Annotated in this window: 13 protein-coding genes; 3 read left to right on the forward strand and 10 right to left on the reverse strand. The window is 45.2% G+C overall.

Features of this window, described 5'->3' with window-relative positions:
- Nucleotides 1-21 precede the first annotated feature (21 nt).
- Genes SIO70_RS20550 through SIO70_RS20560 form a run of 3 tightly spaced genes read right to left on the reverse strand, consistent with a single transcriptional unit; the run spans nucleotide 22 to nucleotide 3,900 of the window.
- A complete protein-coding gene (locus tag SIO70_RS20550) occupies nucleotides 22-477 on the reverse strand; it encodes a VOC family protein (RefSeq protein ID WP_320573878.1) in 456 nt (151 codons plus the stop codon).
- Nucleotides 478-500: 23 nt separating this feature from the next.
- Nucleotides 501-1,058: a T9SS type A sorting domain-containing protein gene (locus tag SIO70_RS20555; protein ID WP_320573880.1), complete on the reverse strand. Its 558-nt coding sequence runs from the start codon at nucleotides 1,056-1,058 to the stop codon at nucleotides 501-503.
- Between the two features lies 1 nt (nucleotide 1,059).
- Nucleotides 1,060-3,900 carry an OmpA family protein gene (locus SIO70_RS20560; RefSeq protein ID WP_320573882.1) on the reverse strand — a complete coding sequence of 947 codons (2,841 nt, stop codon included), beginning with the start codon at nucleotides 3,898-3,900 and terminating at the stop codon, nucleotides 1,060-1,062.
- A 386-nt stretch (nucleotides 3,901-4,286) separates the two neighbouring features.
- On the opposite strand from SIO70_RS20560, the gene SIO70_RS20565 reads away from it, so the two are divergent.
- Complete coding sequence (locus tag SIO70_RS20565) at nucleotides 4,287-6,557, forward strand: GH92 family glycosyl hydrolase (protein WP_320573884.1); 2,271 nt, start codon at nucleotides 4,287-4,289, stop codon at nucleotides 6,555-6,557.
- 318 nt (nucleotides 6,558-6,875) lie between these two features.
- Nucleotides 6,876-8,045, forward strand: a complete 1,170-nt coding sequence (locus SIO70_RS20570) for a FecR family protein (protein WP_320573886.1) — start codon at nucleotides 6,876-6,878, stop codon at nucleotides 8,043-8,045.
- Between the two features lie 39 nt (nucleotides 8,046-8,084).
- Here SIO70_RS20570 and SIO70_RS20575 read toward each other — a convergent pair whose 3' ends face one another.
- Complete coding sequence (locus SIO70_RS20575; RefSeq protein WP_320573888.1) at nucleotides 8,085-8,750, reverse strand: response regulator transcription factor; 666 nt, start codon at nucleotides 8,748-8,750, stop codon at nucleotides 8,085-8,087.
- A 1,012-nt stretch (nucleotides 8,751-9,762) separates the two neighbouring features.
- Nucleotides 9,763-9,894: a hypothetical protein gene (locus SIO70_RS20580; protein WP_320573889.1), complete on the reverse strand. Its 132-nt coding sequence runs from the start codon at nucleotides 9,892-9,894 to the stop codon at nucleotides 9,763-9,765.
- Between the two features lie 132 nt (nucleotides 9,895-10,026).
- Between SIO70_RS20580 and SIO70_RS20585 the strand changes: the two genes are divergently transcribed.
- Entirely contained in the window at nucleotides 10,027-10,794 is a 768-nt protein-coding gene (locus SIO70_RS20585) for an SGNH/GDSL hydrolase family protein (RefSeq protein WP_320573891.1), read from the forward strand.
- A 102-nt stretch (nucleotides 10,795-10,896) separates the two neighbouring features.
- Here SIO70_RS20585 and SIO70_RS20590 read toward each other — a convergent pair whose 3' ends face one another.
- Genes SIO70_RS20590 through SIO70_RS20610 form a run of 5 tightly spaced genes read right to left on the reverse strand, consistent with a single transcriptional unit; the run spans nucleotide 10,897 to nucleotide 16,897 of the window.
- Entirely contained in the window at nucleotides 10,897-11,643 is a 747-nt protein-coding gene (locus SIO70_RS20590) for a succinate dehydrogenase/fumarate reductase iron-sulfur subunit (protein ID WP_320573892.1), read from the reverse strand.
- Between the two features lie 6 nt (nucleotides 11,644-11,649).
- Nucleotides 11,650-13,566, reverse strand: coding sequence for a fumarate reductase/succinate dehydrogenase flavoprotein subunit (locus tag SIO70_RS20595; RefSeq protein ID WP_320573893.1), 1,917 nt, complete (start codon nucleotides 13,564-13,566; stop codon nucleotides 11,650-11,652).
- A gap of 12 nt (nucleotides 13,567-13,578) precedes the next feature.
- On the reverse strand, nucleotides 13,579-14,229 hold the full coding sequence (locus SIO70_RS20600) for a succinate dehydrogenase cytochrome b subunit (protein ID WP_320573894.1): 651 nt from the start codon (nucleotides 14,227-14,229) through the stop codon (nucleotides 13,579-13,581).
- 38 nt (nucleotides 14,230-14,267) lie between these two features.
- A complete protein-coding gene (locus tag SIO70_RS20605; RefSeq protein WP_320573896.1) occupies nucleotides 14,268-15,698 on the reverse strand; it encodes an anion permease in 1,431 nt (476 codons plus the stop codon).
- Between the two features lie 44 nt (nucleotides 15,699-15,742).
- On the reverse strand, nucleotides 15,743-16,897 hold the full coding sequence (locus SIO70_RS20610) for a porin (RefSeq protein ID WP_320573898.1): 1,155 nt from the start codon (nucleotides 16,895-16,897) through the stop codon (nucleotides 15,743-15,745).
- Nucleotides 16,898-17,011: the final 114 nt, after the last annotated feature.

Consider the following 17,011-nt stretch of genomic DNA (forward strand, 5'->3'; position numbering starts at 1 on the left):
TCAAAATATTACCTCCATCCCTCAATACTTATCGTCATTCACCTCAATCCAATTCCCCTCTGGATCTTTAAAATAAACCTGCTGCACCCCATCCACTCTCTTATTCGCCACATCCTTCACCCCCTGCCAACTCTCAAACGGCACCTTATTCGCATGTAGTCTGTCAATAAAATCTGCCATAGAAGGCACACTAAAACAAAGATGGCCGTTTTTATCATGCGTCGTCACAGCTGCCGCCCCCCTGATCAGGTGCAGCTGGCTATGCCCGCCTATCCTGAACCAGGAATGTTTGCCATCATGAAAAGGTTCTGGAATCGTATCTATCCGGAGTACATCCCTATAGAATGCAGTGGTTTTTTCAAGATCGTATACATATACGGCGATATGGTTCAGTATCGGGCTTTTTTGTTGGGCAATGGCGTGTATACGGGTCATCATAACAATTGCCAGCAGGCATAGTGGAATTATCTTTTTCATACCTTTAAGATAAGGCATATTCTCTAAATTCTCACCCGTACAAATTTTCGGCTGGCTTTAATACCAGTATTCATAAACAACGTGATCACATATACCCCAGGATTGTATTTATCTACGTCAAACTGGTATTGAAATAAACTTTCACCCTTTTTAACCGCCTGCGAATCCGTAAACATCAGCTGCCCCGACAGGTTCACAATCCTGATATCGATCTGGGTGATCCTTGAACTGTCGCTACCATCACTCAGCACATACTTCACCGTCGCTGTACTGGCATATGCGGGATTGGGGTATACCGTCATATCATCTTTCTTATAAGCAATGGTATCTCCCAAAGGCTGCTCAAAGCCAAACCAAAGGACATGGTTCAGACTGCTATCTGCAAATATGATGGGTTCACCAATATTGTAGGCGATATAAAACATACCCTCCATCAAAAGGTATGTTCCGGCAGTACCAATGGTATACTGCTTGGCCGTGTAACTTTCTGTAGCATCAGTCTGCCCATACGACAAGCCTGCAACCATCATCATGGCAGCAACAAGTAGTCCTGTAAATATGGTTTTTCTCAGATTTATCATTTTAAGGTCTTTCTGAATAAATTGCGATCTCTACGCGTCGGTTCTTTTCTTTGGCAACCTGGGTATTTTCTGTGCTAAGGGGTTTAGTTTGTCCGTAACCGATAGTCGTGATATGATCTCCACTCACTCCTTTTGAGGTCAGGTAGGTCTTTACCGCTTCGCTTCTTTTTTCTGAAAGGGTTTGATTAAATGCTGGGGTACCTTCATTATCTGTATGGCCGCTCAATGTTACGTACCATTCAGGATGAGTTTTCAGCAGGGTGGCCAGGTTGTCCATTGATGACAATGAACCTTTAGCAATATCTGCTTTCGCACTCGCAAACTGGAGGTTTGAAAATGCTTTATTTACGATAACTTCTTCTTCTGTTTTTAAGGTCGCTTTTTTAGTTTCACCTGCTGTAGAATCTATCACAGGTCTCACTTCTTCTGTAGACAACATCGGACCCGGACCTACTGCAAAACGCTGATCAGAGTAGTTCAGTGTAGCGCCTGTCGCAATTACTTCATCTGCCCTGCTGGCTACAATCTGCCAGGTGAACGCCACATTTGATTTCCCGTTTTGTAACTCTTTTACATCAAAACCATTCGGTGTTTTATTGGTTACATATACACCGTTACAATCACCTTCCAGCTGGATAAATACTTTCAGCGGATGTTTCTCATCTACACGAATATGTTGCGTAAGCAGTTTGTCAAGATCAATATGCGCTTTACCATCTTTCAGTTCACCAGCTCCATAGTCCTGGAACAGAATTTCCGGCGCTTCTGTACAATACAGTAAACGTGGCGTTCCGGTTTCGTCCTTGATAATGGTAGATTTACTACCTGTAGTGGCATACCCTACAAATGTGCCGGCAGTGGCCTGACCAGCTAAATAAATATTCCCGATCACTGAACTACCATAGCGACTTTCGAAATACCCACCCCAGCGACCGGCATCACCACCGGAATTGGTGGAACTCTTGCCATAACCACTCACACCGATATAACCCACCCCGGATACACCTGTACCACCTGAAGATGGTGCAATGACGGACATATTGTTACCACCACCTGCTACACCTACACCTGCTGTAGTATTGGAGATACCACCAATACCTACCACACCGTAGTTATTACCGTTACCAAGTACACCTGCACCGGATGTAGGACCCTGCAATAATGAAGTATTCGTATAATCAATGTTGTTACCTATCCCCAGCAAACCTACCCCATTAGTACTCTGTGCCCAACCAATCATACCTGCACCATACGCACCGCTGGATGTATATATAAAGGGAGATCGCGTGGAACCAAAGATCCCATACCCCCCTGTATTGGAATAGTTTTCACCTTTAATAGGAAGAGAACCCTTACTGTTTGACCAGCCATATACACCGGCGCCTGCAGAGGATACCCCCTGTATACCATAACCATTACTATAGTTACGGCCATAGATCGCCGCAGTACTGTTAGAGTTATAACCATTGATCGCGTGATCTGTACTAGGTTCGCTTGCATTCAGTGCCAATGGCGCACCACCCCCGAATACCGTGAATACGGCCTGCCCCTGGGAAGAAGCAGTATCCGCACTACCATTCACAAACACCCTGGAAGTATTGGTGAAGTGTATTCTTTCCTGTTGCGTACCATTACCATTTGTTTTGATGGCAAAAGCCGCTGTATCCAGTGTACCTATAAAATCAGTGTTCGAATTCGTACCCGTATTACCTGTCGTGAGCCAAACCTTTTTAGTCGCTTTCAATGTATCTGTGCTGGCAGTTGTCGCGAGACCTAACAGACCAGTGGTTTCATAATCCAGCGTTTTCATCGTCCAGCCTGTACCACCTTCTGCCAGTACCTGCCAGGTTGTGCCATCATAAATATAAGATGCACGATCAGTGGTATTATAATAAGCCTGGTTCAATGTAGGGGAGGTGGGTGCGGTTGCAAAAGATCCCAGCCAGGAAATGCCTATTCCCTGCACACCATCTTCGGCAAGCACCTGCCACGCTGTACCATCGTAGATATAAGATTTTCTATCTGTAGAGTTGTAATAAGCCTGGTTGAGCGAAGCAGTCGCCGGTGTAGCAGTCAGGGTACCGAGCCAAACGAGCGTCGTACCATCCACACCATCCTGTGCCATGATCTGCCAAGCAGTACCATCATAGATAAACGACTTTTTGAGCGTCATATCGTAGTAGGCCTGGTTGGAAACAGGTCCGGTAGGTTCGGTGGTGAAAGCGCCCAGCCAGGTCACAGAAGTACCATCCTGGGTCATAATCTGCCATACCCCTGTACTATCGTAGATATAAGATTTCCTGTCAACACTGTTATAGTAAGCGTCGCCGGTAACAGCAGTCAGCGGTGCCGCGGTCAGTGTACCTTTCCAGCTAATGCCAGTACCGGTGCCGGTTCCGCCGGAACTGGATCCACCGTTGGCCGCATACAATGCATAGGGTACGGCAAACATCTGTACAGGGCTGCCAATCGCTTCATAATTACCGGATGAGGTCATATCTGCATAAGCCTGCAGCCATACATAACCACTGCTCCATGGAATGGCACTCCATGACCCGGTGATCACGGTGCCTTTACCAATTACAGCAGAAATAATACCCTGTTGGGAACTTACTAAAGAATTTACTTCTTCATATACAGGGGCACTGTTATATTCAGCAGAAAAAGAGAACTTAACCATCACCGGCAGGTTCGCAGCTACGCCCTGGGTACTGGTCTTTCTCAAAACCGCCTGATAATTCATACCTTGTAAACCGGTAATGCCTGTATTGGTAGTTTGAGCACTTACACTGCTTACACACACTAAAAAAGGAAGAAGTAAAATGAGTAAAATTGCTTTCATCTCATAGGATATTTGGCCTGCGCTATAAATATAAATAATATCAAGTTAAAATATATTATTATATAATAACTTAAATATAGTAAAGATAGTGTTAATAATTTAGAATTTTCGGAGAAAGTGTCTTTTTTGCATGCTTTTGCCATCAGGATATGCAAAAATGGCCGAATTCAGGTACGGTATTGTTTGATGGTCAAGGATTAGAGCTGAATATTAAATTTATTGGAATAGTAAGTAGCACTAACAAAAACGCTGAATATCAAATGCTTCCTGCATTTCATTGTGACATATTACCCCTGACTAATGTCATTTTCACCAGGCTTTACTTTTTGCTGCTGGCACCGTATATTGGGTGTTCTAAAGGATTTCGAGATATGAAATTGGGACTCATGCATTACCCAATGCTGGCAGCGGCGTTGCTCGCTTCCGGCATTCAATTAAACGGTCAGTCTAAAAAGACAGTTGTTACAGGCACTAAGGTTTACAAACCAGTAGATTATGTAGATCCTTACATCGGATCGGGCGGCCACGGCCACGTATTTGTAGGTGCAAACGTGCCTTTTGGTGCGGTGCAGGTAGGGCCTACCAATATTACCAAAGGGTGGGACTGGTGCTCCGGGTATCATTACTCTGACAGTGTCATGATCGGTTTTTCGCAGACACACCTGAGTGGTACCGGTATCGGTGACCTGGGCGACGTACTGATTATGCCCTATACCGGCAAGGTACGTACGAACCGTGGTACACAGGATGATCCAACCAGCGGCTATGGCTCGCACTACACCCACGCACACGAAACGGCAAAACCAGGTTATTATGCCGTAACGCTGGAAGATTACAAAATTAAGGTGGAACTCACCGCTTCTGAAAGAGTAGGCTTTCATAAGTATACCTTCCCGCAGAACGATGAAGGTCATATTATTGTAGACCTGAAAGAAGGGATCGGTTGGGATGCTCCCGTAGAAACTTACATCACCCAAAAGGATGAATATACCCTGATGGGGTATCGCTATTCTAAAGGATGGGCGGTAGACCAGCGCCTGTGGTTCGCCATCAAAAGTAATGTTCCAATGAAGGACTTTACTGTGTATAATGCCGATGTGCTGCAATCAGGCACTACTGCCAGGGGCAAAGAAGTGAAAGGGGTGATCTCCTTTCAAAAAGCCCCTGCCACGGTACTCCTGAAAGTGGGTATTTCCCCTGTTAGCAGTGAGAATGCCCTAAAGAATATCGATGCAGAAATTCCGGGATGGGACTTTGCTGCCGTGACAAAGACAGCAAATGAAAAATGGAATAAGGAGCTGTCAAAAGTAAGTCTGACTACCAGGAATGATTCTGCAAAAACGATATTCTATACTTCCTTATATCATACCATGATCGCACCGTCATTGTTCAATGACCATAATGGTGCATACCGTGGTACAGATAAGCAGGAGTATGCGAACCCGGGTTTCAACAACTACACCGTATTTTCTCTCTGGGATATTTACCGTTCAGATATGCCGATGTACACCCTGTTGCAACCTGAGCGTGTAAGCGGGTTTGTAAATTCTATGCTGGCTATTTACAAACAACAGGGCAAACTGCCGATCTGGCCACTGATGGGCAATGAAACGGATTGTATGTTGGGATACCATGCAGTACCTTTTATTGCTGATGCATACCTGAAAGGATATACCGGTTTTGATCCAAACGAAGCTTTTGAAGCCATGAAAGCTTCTGCTACAAGAGATGATTATGGCATGAAGGATATCAAAGCGAAAGGCTATATCTCTTCCGAACATGAAAAGGAGTCCGTGTCCAAAGCGATGGAATACGCAATCGACGACTGGTGTATAGCAGCCATGGCAAAGAAACTGGGTCGTACCGAAGACTTTGAATATTTCTCTAAACGGGCAACTTATTACAAGAACTACTTCGATCCTTCCATACGTTTTGTGCGACCAAGAATGGATGATGGTAGCTGGAAAACGCCTTTTGACCCTTTTAATTCTATCCATGAATTCGGAGATTTTACCGAGGGCAATAGCTGGCAGTATACCTGGCTGGTACCACAGGATCCGGAAGGCCTGATTGCCCTGCTGGGTGGCGATGAGCCGTTCACAAAAAAACTTGATAGCCTGTTCACCGCTTCAGGTGATATGGGTGACAAGGCAAGTAGTGATATCTCTGGTCTGATCGGGATGTATGCACATGGCAACGAACCAAGCCATCACGTCACTTACCTCTACGCTTATGCCGGTAACCAGTGGAAGACGGCAGAAAAGGTAAGACAGGTGGTCAATGAATTCTATACCACTACGCCCGAAGGGCTGGCGGGTAACGAGGATTGTGGTGCCATGTCTTCCTGGTATGTAATGTCTTCATTAGGTTTCTACCCTGTAAACCCTGCAAAAGGAATTTATGTACTGGGTAGCCCGCTGTTTGATAAGGCAGTGCTGAAATTAGCCGGTGGAAAAACCTTTACGGTGGAGACGGTGAACAATAGCGGGACGAATATCTATATCCAGAGCGCTACGCTGAATGGTAAGCCGTATAAGAACAGTTATATCCGTCATGCGGATATGGTGAAAGGAGGGGTGCTGAAAATCAAAATGGGCCCTCAGCCAAACTATAATTTTGGTAAGGCACCAGAAAATCGCCCGGATTCTAAATTCTGATTTTTTATAACTGATCAAAAAGCCGCTTTTGTCCGTCGGGCAAAAGCGGCTTTTTGTTTTTGCTGCCTGCCTGCGGCTAAAAATCAGACCCCGCATTCAAATCCTGGCCGAAGGTTATGAAATTGATAAAATACTACTCAAATTTGCGAAAATAATATAGCGTATAAAATAATAAGCGTAAGAAAAACAACTTGTTATCTCAAATCATTAACTGGTAATTAACTTAATTATCAAACAGATGGTCCTAACTTCGATGCAATAGATTGCAATAGAAATTCACGTGCAGAAGCCACCGTCTTATTTAACAAGGAATTATTTATGATGATCGAGAATCACGAGCACATTTACCAGCTCCTTTTGGAAAAACGAAACGGTACCATCAGCGAAGCAGACGATGCCTGGGTCGCAGGTCTTATCGACAGCCACGAAGAGATCGCCCTTATGTGGCGTGCCCTGAAACATAGCTACATCACCCCCGGGGAAGAAGCCTTCTGGTATCAGATCGATGAAAATGCTGCCTGGAAAAATGTAAAAAGCCAGCTCACCGTACCGGGCAAAAAGGTTCACATGAACCGTACGCTCCTGATGGCCGCTGTCATCACGGCCCTCGTAGCCCTTGCCATCAGCGCCGTTTGGCGTTCCGGTATCTGGCAAAAAGATACCCCTCTGCCACTCGCTACTGCCAACAACCCCGTAGGCACCGTTCCCGGTTTGCAATTACAACTTGCCAACGGTAGCACAGTAGCCCTGCCGTACAACCAGGCCCGTCAGCAAATAACTGCCGGTGACGTTCAGCTGAGTGCCGGCGCCAAACAATTACAATATACAGCCAGTGGAAATATGGGAGAAGGGTTCAATACACTGACCGTTCCCCCCAAAATGGATTATAAACTCGCCCTTTCTGACGGTACAGAAGTATGGCTGAATGCCACCTCCAAACTCCGCTTCCCCTTCGCTTTCAACGGCGATAAAAGGGAAGTATACCTGGAAGGCGAGGGCTACTTCAATGTTGCAAAGAAAGACGGACAGCCTTTTATTGTACACACTGCCCACACAGATATTACCGTACTCGGTACCACGTTCAATGTGAACGCATACAACAAAGACGTAACCACTACCTCCCTGGTAACAGGTAAGGTGCTGACTAAATCCGGCAACGAGGAAGTAACCCTGAAACCCGGCCAGCAGGTAGCATACAATACCAGTAACAAATACAGCGTGGACAACTTTGACGCTGACGAAGTACTGGCTTGGATGCGTGGTCTCTATGTCTTCCACAACACCTCTTTGGAACACATCGCTACTGTAATAGAGCGGTGGTATGGCGTAAAAGTAGTGTTCGACGACCCTTCCCTCGCTGGCAAGAAATTTACCGGTGGACTGGAAAAACTTCAGACCCTTGATTACTTCCTCGAAACACTACAGATCATTGGAGATGTAGATCACTACTACGACAATGACATATTGCACCTGAAATTGAAGAAATAATTGTTATTCAGACAATTATAGATTTCGATAAAATAAAAGCTAACTTAATATCCGGTACTGCTGCTGCAAATTCCGGATGGCGTACTTGATCAGGGAATTATGCCCTGTCAGGTTTAGCTTTTTTGAAATGTTGTGCCTGTGGTTCTCAACAGTCTTGATACTAATGTTGAGTGCCTGTGCAATTTCTTTAGTGCTCAATCCTTCCGCAATCATCTGCATAATGCGTAGTTCTGTTTTACTCAGTTTGCTGTGTATCTCCGGGGCAACTACAGGCATAGACACAATTGTGGTATGCTTTTTCTCCCGATGTTGCAGGTTGAAAACCGTAAACCTTGTGATCCTCGATTTAATGCTCATGAGCAGTTCTTTGCTCTTAAAAGGCTTGGTCAGAAAATCATCTGCACCGAGATTCATTCCCATCCGCATATCTTCCTTACTTTCTTTGCCACTGATCAGTATAATGGGTAAATGCTGTAGTGTGGGGTCGTTTCGCAATTCCATAAGGAAGTGGTAACCACTGCCACCTCTCAGTTTTACGCCACATAAAATGAGGTCCGGTTTAAACTGACGGCTCATGTACATCCCTTCTTCAGGGGTTGTACTGGTGATCAGATCGTAGTTGTGTAGGGTTAGCAGCTGCTGGATTTTCCGGATTAAAGCAGTGTCTTCCTCCAAGAGTAAAATTTTATAGATTGGTGCTGTCATTCAATTTAATTTGAGCTGGTTTATACGTTCTCGTTAGGCCTGTTTTCGCTGCATAGGGGCCTTTTTTAGTTCGCTGGTTCTCATCAAGAACGCATATCTCCTGCTGACGTGGTTTAATAGGACTGATAAATGCCACTGTTAGATTGAATAAATTTTCCCTCTCTGATTGGTGAAAGCGATGGATAATAGTTGGTTCCTTTCTCCAAAGTTGCAGGTAATGTGCTAATGACCATACTCATGTTTTTTTAGTCTAATAATAATGTCTTTTTCCTAGTGGGGTTTTTCAAGAAGATAGGTATGGATTCCAACTGCTGACCTGCACGTAAATATGCGTCAAATAACCGCCCCTTTTGCCTTTTCAGCTGTGGTCGATGCTTAAAATAAGTGTTAGTACCTAGAAATATGTGTGTCCTTACTCATTTTATAAAAAAGCATGCCAATAAATGTAGTTTTGACGACAACAATTTTACATCTTTACAGTAACAAATGCATAAAGCATTTAAAACTAGATATATTCAGTGTAAAAATTAACATCAATAAGGTATAAAATTTATGTCTTATTACATTGATTTAATTTTTTGGAACGATATACAAGTGAAACAGGAAGAGTATAGCTCAAAATTGATAGAGAGCCATATCCATAATAAAGCCAGACTCTCGCTAAGCCTTGGTATGCGTATTGGGTACCAGGGCAATTGCGATAGATTTGGGAACCCAAGGCTACAAGCTGTGTATCCCTCTATACCAGGCTCTGCATAGGAACTGTGTAACCCCACGGTAAATATATAGAACAGCGCCAGGTACCTTATTAATACACAGGTTTTCATAGGATAGATAACTAAATTGCCGCCTATTCCTGGGCGGCATTTCGTTTTTCAGGCAGTCATGACCTGTATTTTTCTTCTGCGCACAATCCCTTTTCCGCCAGTCACTGCCTGTATATTCTTTTGCCAGCCATCCCTTTCCCGCTAGTCACTGCCTGTATATTCTTTTGCCAGCCATCCCTTTCCCGCTAGTCACTGCCTGTATATTCTTCTGCCAGCCATCCCTTTCCCGCTAGTCGCTGCCTGTATATTCTTCTGCCAGCCATCCCTTTCCCGCCATTTGCCCTCCCCATTACCGCCTCCTGCCTTCCCTCCGCCATACTTTCATTCCCACTTCCATTTTACCATTCCCACCACCCGTTTCCTTTTGATTAAATAATTCATTAGTTTTATTCCGCAGGTCTTCAGACCCTTCTAACAGCAATGTATATACTATTAACTTAAATAATTCCATGGAACAATCCACTACTCACTCAGCCCGGAGAAAGTTTCTTCGCAACCTATCGCTTGGAACCCTGGCCGCCGCTGCTCTTCCTGAAATCTCATTCGCCCATGCACATAGTGAAAGCGCCAAAAAAATCACCCTGAAAAAGGACGCTGTCATCCTGTTCCAGGGCGATTCTATCACCGACGCCGGCCGTAAAAGAGATCAAAATGAAGCAAATCATGGCGGTGCACTCGGCACCGGGTACGCTTTCCTCGCCGCCGCCGCTTTGTTGAAACAATTCCCTGACCGGAACCTGAAAATCTATAACAGGGGCATCAGTGGGAATAAAGTATACCAACTGGCAGAACGCTGGGATAACGACTGCCTCAACCTGCAGCCGGATGTACTCAGCATTCTCATTGGGGTGAATGACTATTGGCATACCCTGACCGGTAACTATACCGGTACCATTAAAACCTATAAGGATGATTTTACTGCCCTCCTGGACCGTACTAAACAAAAATTACCGGATGTACAGCTGATTATCGGGGAGCCTTTCGCTGTGAACCATGTGAAGGCTGTAGATGATAAATGGTTCCCGGCTTTTAATGATTATCGTGCAGCTGCAAAGGAGATAGCAGGGAAGTATAATGCCATCTTTATTCCTTACCAGGATATATTTGATAAGGCACAGCAATCTGCGCCCGGGAGCTACTGGACAGGAGATGGCGTGCACCCCAGCCTGGCAGGTGCAGAGCTGATGGCAGGTAGCTGGTTAAATACCGTTAAATGAGAATGTATCAAAACTTCTGTGAATCGCTTATCTCCATCCGAATTACCTAAATATAAAAGGCACTTGCGAAAGCCAGTGCCTTTTATATTTTAAACGTACCATCTATTTTTTCAATAACCTGGCCCTGTTGTATTCGTAATTCATACGTGCAATATGAAGCACTGAAATACCTTGCGGACATTCAACCTGGCAGGCTTCCGTATTCGAACAATGCCCGAAACCTTCCTCATCCATCTGTTGTATCATATTGACCACACGTGCAGCACGTTCTTCCTGCCCTTGCGGCAGGATTGATAACTGTGCGATCTTGGCAGCTGTAAAAAGAACGGCGCTTCCGTTCTTACATGTGGCTACACAGGCACCGCAACCAATGCAGGTGGCAGCGTCAAAGGCAGCTTCAGCTACCTGATGAGTCACACGTGTTGTATTAGCCTCCGGTGCCTGCCCGGTATTCACCGAAACAAATCCCCCGGAAGATATAATACGATCAAAAGCCCTCCTGTCTACTTTCAGGTCCTTTCTTACCGGGAAGGCTGCTGTACGGAAAGGTTCGATAAGAATATTTTCCCCGTCTTTAAATTCACGCATATGCAACTGGCAGGTGGTGATATTTTTCACCGGGCCGTGCGCAATGCCGTTGATCATCACGCCGCATTGTCCGCAGATCCCTTCACGACAATCATGATCAAATTCCACAGGGTCTCCGCCTGTCAGGATCAGGGTTTCATTCAGGTGGTCCAACATTTCCAGGAAGGACATATGTGGATTGATATTGTCTACGGTATAGTCAACTAATTTCCCTTCGGAATCAGTGTCTTTTTGTCTCCATATCTTAAGATGTAGTTTCATCTCTGTTTATTTGTAACTGCGTACAGTTGGTTTAATGGTTTCAAAAATCAAGGGCTCTTTATGAAGGATGGGGGCAGCATTTTTCCCATTCCATTCCCAGGCTGAGATAAACTGGAATGCTGCATCATTGCGCATAGCTTCTCCATCTGCTGTCTGGTATTCTTCCCTGAAATGTGCCCCACACGATTCGTTGCGGGTAAGCGCATCATAACACATCAGTTCACCCAGTTCCAGGTAATCTGCCACACGACCCGCTTTTTCCAGCTCGCTGTTCATCTGGTCCCCGCTACCCGGCACGCTGACGTTCTTATAAAAATCCTGTCGTAATGCACCAATTTGTTCAATGGCCAGTTGAAGTCCCTGCTCAGTACGTACCAGGCCACAATATTCATATAATATCTTACCCAGGGTCCTGTGATAATCATCCACTGTGCGATTCCCTTTGATGCCGGTCAATTGCCGGATTTGATTGCGTACCTGGTCTTCCGCCTCCTGGAAGGCTGGGTGTTGCGTACTGATCTTACCTGTTTTGACTTCATCTGCCAGGTAATTAGCTATCGTATAAGGTGCAATGAAATAACCGTCAACCGAAGCCTGTAAAAGGGAATTAGCCCCTAACCGATTGGCCCCATGATCAGCAAAATTTGCTTCCCCCAGGGCAAAAAGTCCCGGTATGGTCGTCATCAACTCATAATCTACCCAAAGCCCTCCCATAGAAAAATGAGCGGATGGAGAAATCATCATCGGTTCTTTATAGGCATCATATCCCGTAATTTTGAGGTACATCTCAAAGAGATTACCGTATTTCTCACGGATCTTTTCCTGTCCCTGTTCCCGGATGGACCTGGCAAAATCCAGGTACACGGCATTTTTCAAAGGTCCTATACCGAAGCCTGCATCTATCCGTTCTTTTGCAGCACGTGAGGAGATGTCCCTTGGCGCCAGGTTGCCAAAAGCAGGATATCTTCTTTCCAGGTAATAATCCCTTTCTTCTTCCGGGATGTCATTGGGCTTTCGTGGATCGTTCGCCTTCAGCGGTACCCATATACGTCCGTCATTACGTAAAGATTCGGACATTAATGTCAGCTTGGACTGATAGTCGCCTGATTGCGGAAGTGAGGTAGGATGAATTTGTATCCAACTTGGGCTGGCCATAAGCGATCCTTTTTTGTGAGCCCGCCAGATAGCCGAACCATTGCATCCCATGGCGAGCGTGGAAAGGAAATAAATCTTTCCATAACCTCCCGTAGCTAATACTACTGCATGGGCAGCGTGCCGCCCGATCTCTCCCGTATCCAGGTTACGGACGATGACACCCCTGGCTTTCCCATCTACCAGGACCACGTCCAGCATTTCATGCCTTGCAAATAGTTTCACGGTTCCTTTACCTACCTGCCGCATCAGTGCCTGATAAGCGCCCAGCAGGAGCTGTTGTCCCGTTTGGCCTCTCGAATAGAATGTCCGGCTAACCTGTACTCCTCCGAAAGACCGGTTATTGAGATAGCCACCGTATTCCCTGCCAAAGGGCACGCCCTGGGCCACAGCCTGATCAATAAGGTTGACAGAACACTCCGCCATCCGGTATACATTGGCTTCCCTGGATCTGAAATCGCCACCTTTCAGGGTATCTGCAAACATTCTGTATATACTGTCACCATCATTTTTGTAGTTCTTTGCAGCATTCACACCTCCCTGGGCGGCTACTGAATGGGCTCTTCTTGGCGTATCCTGGAAGCAGAACGATGAAACCTGGTATCCCATCTCTCCCAGGGAAGCAGCCACGGAGCTTCCGGCAAGCCCTGTACCAATTACGATGACTTCCAGTTTCTTCCGGTTTGCCGGGTTTACAAGTTTGGCTGTTCTCTTATACGCTGACCACTTGTCCTGCAACGGACCTTCCGGTATTTTTGCATCCAATCTCATAACATAGTGAATTTAATGAGTGAAATAAATGTACAGGGGCATTAGTGCGAATCCTCCGCAGATCACTATTGCATACGCAACACCTGCCCGCTGTAACCATTTTACATACCTGGGATGATAGATGCCCAACGTACGCACGGCGCTGTGCACCCCGTGCGCCAGGTGATAAAACAATGCAACCATCGATACGACATATATTATCACGATCCACCATTGTTGAAATGCTGTTATTACCAGTGTGTACAGATCTTTATTACCGTCTTTGTCCAGCTGAAGTGCACCAAACTTGTAATGGTACCAGAAGTTTTGAAAGTGCAGTACCAGGAAAAGCAGGATAACAAAACCCAGTATCCCCATGTTCCGGCTATACCATTTGCTCGCCCTGCCACGTCTGTCAGCTTTGTAGGCTCCTCCCGACTTCCTGTTTTGATACGTTATGAACAATGCATCCACGGCATGTGCAATGATACAGCTGTAAAGCCCGTAGGAAACAATCTTAATGAATATGTTGCCCGATAGAAAATGCGAGTATGCATTAAAGTTATGCTGTGCTGTTTCAGGTGGTAAAAAAAGCTGCAAATTCCCCAAAAAGTGGATGACCAGAAAAAAGCAAAGGAATAGCCCGGTCAGGCACATGATGATCTTCCTTGTTACAGTATTCAAAATCTGTCTATTTATGACGTAATCCGGACTGACTGCTATTAATAATAACCAATCAGCTTCATCCATCCGCCTCCAACGGCCATATAGATGACTAGTAAAACCAACCCGATTTCCAGGCCGAGCAGCCACCACGATTTAAGGTCCACATAACCGCTGCCGAAAAAGACCGGCGCTGGCCCGTGTCCATAATGAGTGAGTACCCCATATATAGAACCCAAAAAGCCCAGCATCATTGCCAGCAACATGGGCGGGATGCCAACGGAAACACCTACCGTTAACAGTGCGGCATACATTGCCGCCACATGTGCGGTAGCGCTGGCGAAAATATAATGACTAAAAAAATAAACCGCGATGATCACAGGGAATGCTATGCCCCATGATAAGCCACCAATCTGTGTTTTGACTAACTCACTAAACCATCCGATAAATCCTAAATCGTTCAGTGAGCTTGCCATCATTACTAAAACTGCAAACCAGACAATGGTGTCCCATGCGCCTTTTTCACCCTTGATATCTTCCCAGGTAAGTACAGATGTCAGCAAGAGCAGTGAAAGCCCTATAAAGGCCGTAGTGGTTGCATCTATTTTGAACATGTCGCCGGTAATCCACAAAGCCAGCAGTACAAAAAAAGCAACCAACATCAGCCATTCATTTTTAGTCACAGGCCCCATCTCCTTCAACTTCTCAGTAGCCATGGCAGGTGCATCCTGTGTTCTTTTCAGTTCCGGCGGGTATAATTTATACAGCACCAGGGGCACCATGATGAAAGCGACTATGCCAGGAACAAAGCCGGCAACCGCCCAGGACATCCAGGAAATATTGATACCTAAATCAGCGGCAAACTTCTGACACATGGGATTACTGGCAGTGCCGGTAAGAAACATGGAAGAAGCGATAAGGTTCATGTAATAACTGTTCAATGTCAGGAATGAACCCAATTTCCTGTGTGTTTCTGGTTTATCAGGCAATGACCCGAAATTCATGGCCATGGATTTCATGATAGGGTAGATAATGCCACCTCCCCTGGCAGTATTGCTGGGAATAGCAGGGGCCAGGCAAAGATCAGCCAACCCCAGTCCGTAAGCCAGGCCAAGAGAACTTTTACCAAAAACTTTGATAAAAAGGAATGCAATACGATTACCTAACCCGGTTTTGATAAAACCTCTTGCAATAAAAAAGGAAATCCCGATCAGCCAGATCACTTTATCACCAAACCCCTTCAGGGCCAGTGTAATGGATTTGCCGGCTTCACCCGGAGCCAGCACCTGTGTAACGGCGGTGATGCCAAGAGCGATCATACACATCGTACCCATCGGGGCGGCTTTTAATATAATGCCCAATATGGTGGATATGAATATTGCGAAAAGATGCCATGCCTCAGGTTTAACTCCCTGAGGGGCGGGAATAAACCAGATAACCACACCGATTACCAGGGTTATTATAGCGTTCTTTAGATTAATTTCTTTCATGATACACTGTTTTTATAATATTGTTGATATGGTAACCTGCAGTACTAAAACCTGCTTTGCAACTGGAGTATAAGCGTATTGCTATTATGTTCTGTTGTATTATCTGTTTCCTTATTATATCTTTCCATTATCAGGCCCAGCTGTATTCTGGCATCATAGTTCTTCAGGAAACCCAAACTGATCATTGGCGTGAAACTATGTCTTGGATTAGGGTTCAGTTTGTAATTGACATCCATATACTCGTACCGGATGGAACACTCGATTGAACTAAGATTTTTATAATTGATATCATATCGCAGGTTGGGCAGAAAATAAACCGCCCGCATCATATAGTCGCCTAAGTGGCTTGCCCTGTCTGCTTCCTTAAGGGAATAATACATGACATGATTGACTCCCTGTTTGGCTTCGGCCTGCATATCAAGCCCCCACTTTTCGTTGAACTTTATGTTTCCTGTTAAATCAATACCCAGGGCATGTACATCTTTCCGGAATACCTTACCATATCCGCCGTTTAAGCCCAGCTTTACCCCGTTCTTTGAAAACAGGTCAAATACCAGCCTGGACATCAGCTGTTTCCCGTTATCTTTGTCCTTTGGCTGGTTCCTGCCATTCCCGTTGACGATAGCAATGGAATACTGTGTGCCTAATTGACCTATTTTAATATCTCCCATTATAGCTGCCCCTTCCTGGAAACTGGTCCAGCCATTCTTTGCAAACTCGTAGTATTGATTGGAATAGTCCATGGATTTGATCACATCAACCGGGTAGGTTTCCTCTATACCAAACCATGGCCTGAATTGTCCAAAGACCAGGTTAAGCCCGGGACTAAAGCTGTATTTCATGTAGGCGTTTTCCAGCACTTTGTTTTTCGGGTCTGATTTAAAGTCGGCCAGGTTCGCCAGTACAACCACCTCTGTGCGTTTGGTCAATTTTACCTGTACCTGTAAACGTACCCGTTTCAAATCAAAATCGTTACTCGTGTATTCATCATCAGTATGATGTAAACCATCTATGTCTACATGGTTTGTCAGTGACGTTACATACCGTGCCTGCAATAAGCCTTTGAACAGGAATTGAGGGTATTTCTCTTTAGGTTTTTCTTTACTGACTTTAACAGTATCCTGTTGTTGTGCAAAAGCTGGTACAACACATGCCACCGTAAATAGTAGCACCAGAATTTTCATTTTCACTGTTCTCATAACAAAAGATTTATGGTTAAAAACGCGCTCTGGAAATAGCATTAAAGCTAAGACGCGACGAATCAGGAAAATAGAACCATCATCATATCTAAACAGAATGAAAGTCATGTTTGG

Origin of the sequence: Chitinophaga sancti (assembly GCF_034087045.1) — a bacterium.
Classification (GTDB): Bacteria; Bacteroidota; Bacteroidia; order Chitinophagales; family Chitinophagaceae; genus Chitinophaga; species Chitinophaga sancti_B.

Bases quoted from the DNA above. Each gene is read 5' to 3' on its own strand.
- SIO70_RS20560 (WP_320573882.1), bottom strand. From the start codon at position 3,900: ATGAAAGCAATTTTACTCATTTTACTTCTTCCTTTTTTAGTGTGTGTA.
- SIO70_RS20575 (WP_320573888.1), bottom strand. From the start codon at position 8,750: ATGACAGCACCAATCTATAAAATTTTACTCTTGGAGGAAGACACTGCT.
- SIO70_RS20565 (WP_320573884.1), top strand. From the start codon at position 4,287: ATGCATTACCCAATGCTGGCAGCGGCGTTGCTCGCTTCCGGCATTCAA.
- SIO70_RS20605 (WP_320573896.1), bottom strand. From the start codon at position 15,698: ATGAAAGAAATTAATCTAAAGAACGCTATAATAACCCTGGTAATCGGT.
- SIO70_RS20580 (WP_320573889.1), bottom strand. From the start codon at position 9,894: ATGGCGGAGGGAAGGCAGGAGGCGGTAATGGGGAGGGCAAATGGCGGG.
- SIO70_RS20590 (WP_320573892.1), bottom strand. From the start codon at position 11,643: ATGAAACTACATCTTAAGATATGGAGACAAAAAGACACTGATTCCGAA.
- SIO70_RS20570 (WP_320573886.1), top strand. From the start codon at position 6,876: ATGATGATCGAGAATCACGAGCACATTTACCAGCTCCTTTTGGAAAAA.
- SIO70_RS20550 (WP_320573878.1), bottom strand. From the start codon at position 477: ATGAAAAAGATAATTCCACTATGCCTGCTGGCAATTGTTATGATGACC.
- SIO70_RS20585 (WP_320573891.1), top strand. From the start codon at position 10,027: ATGGAACAATCCACTACTCACTCAGCCCGGAGAAAGTTTCTTCGCAAC.
- SIO70_RS20610 (WP_320573898.1), bottom strand. From the start codon at position 16,897: ATGAGAACAGTGAAAATGAAAATTCTGGTGCTACTATTTACGGTGGCA.
- SIO70_RS20555 (WP_320573880.1), bottom strand. From the start codon at position 1,058: ATGATAAATCTGAGAAAAACCATATTTACAGGACTACTTGTTGCTGCC.
- SIO70_RS20595 (WP_320573893.1), bottom strand. From the start codon at position 13,566: ATGAGATTGGATGCAAAAATACCGGAAGGTCCGTTGCAGGACAAGTGG.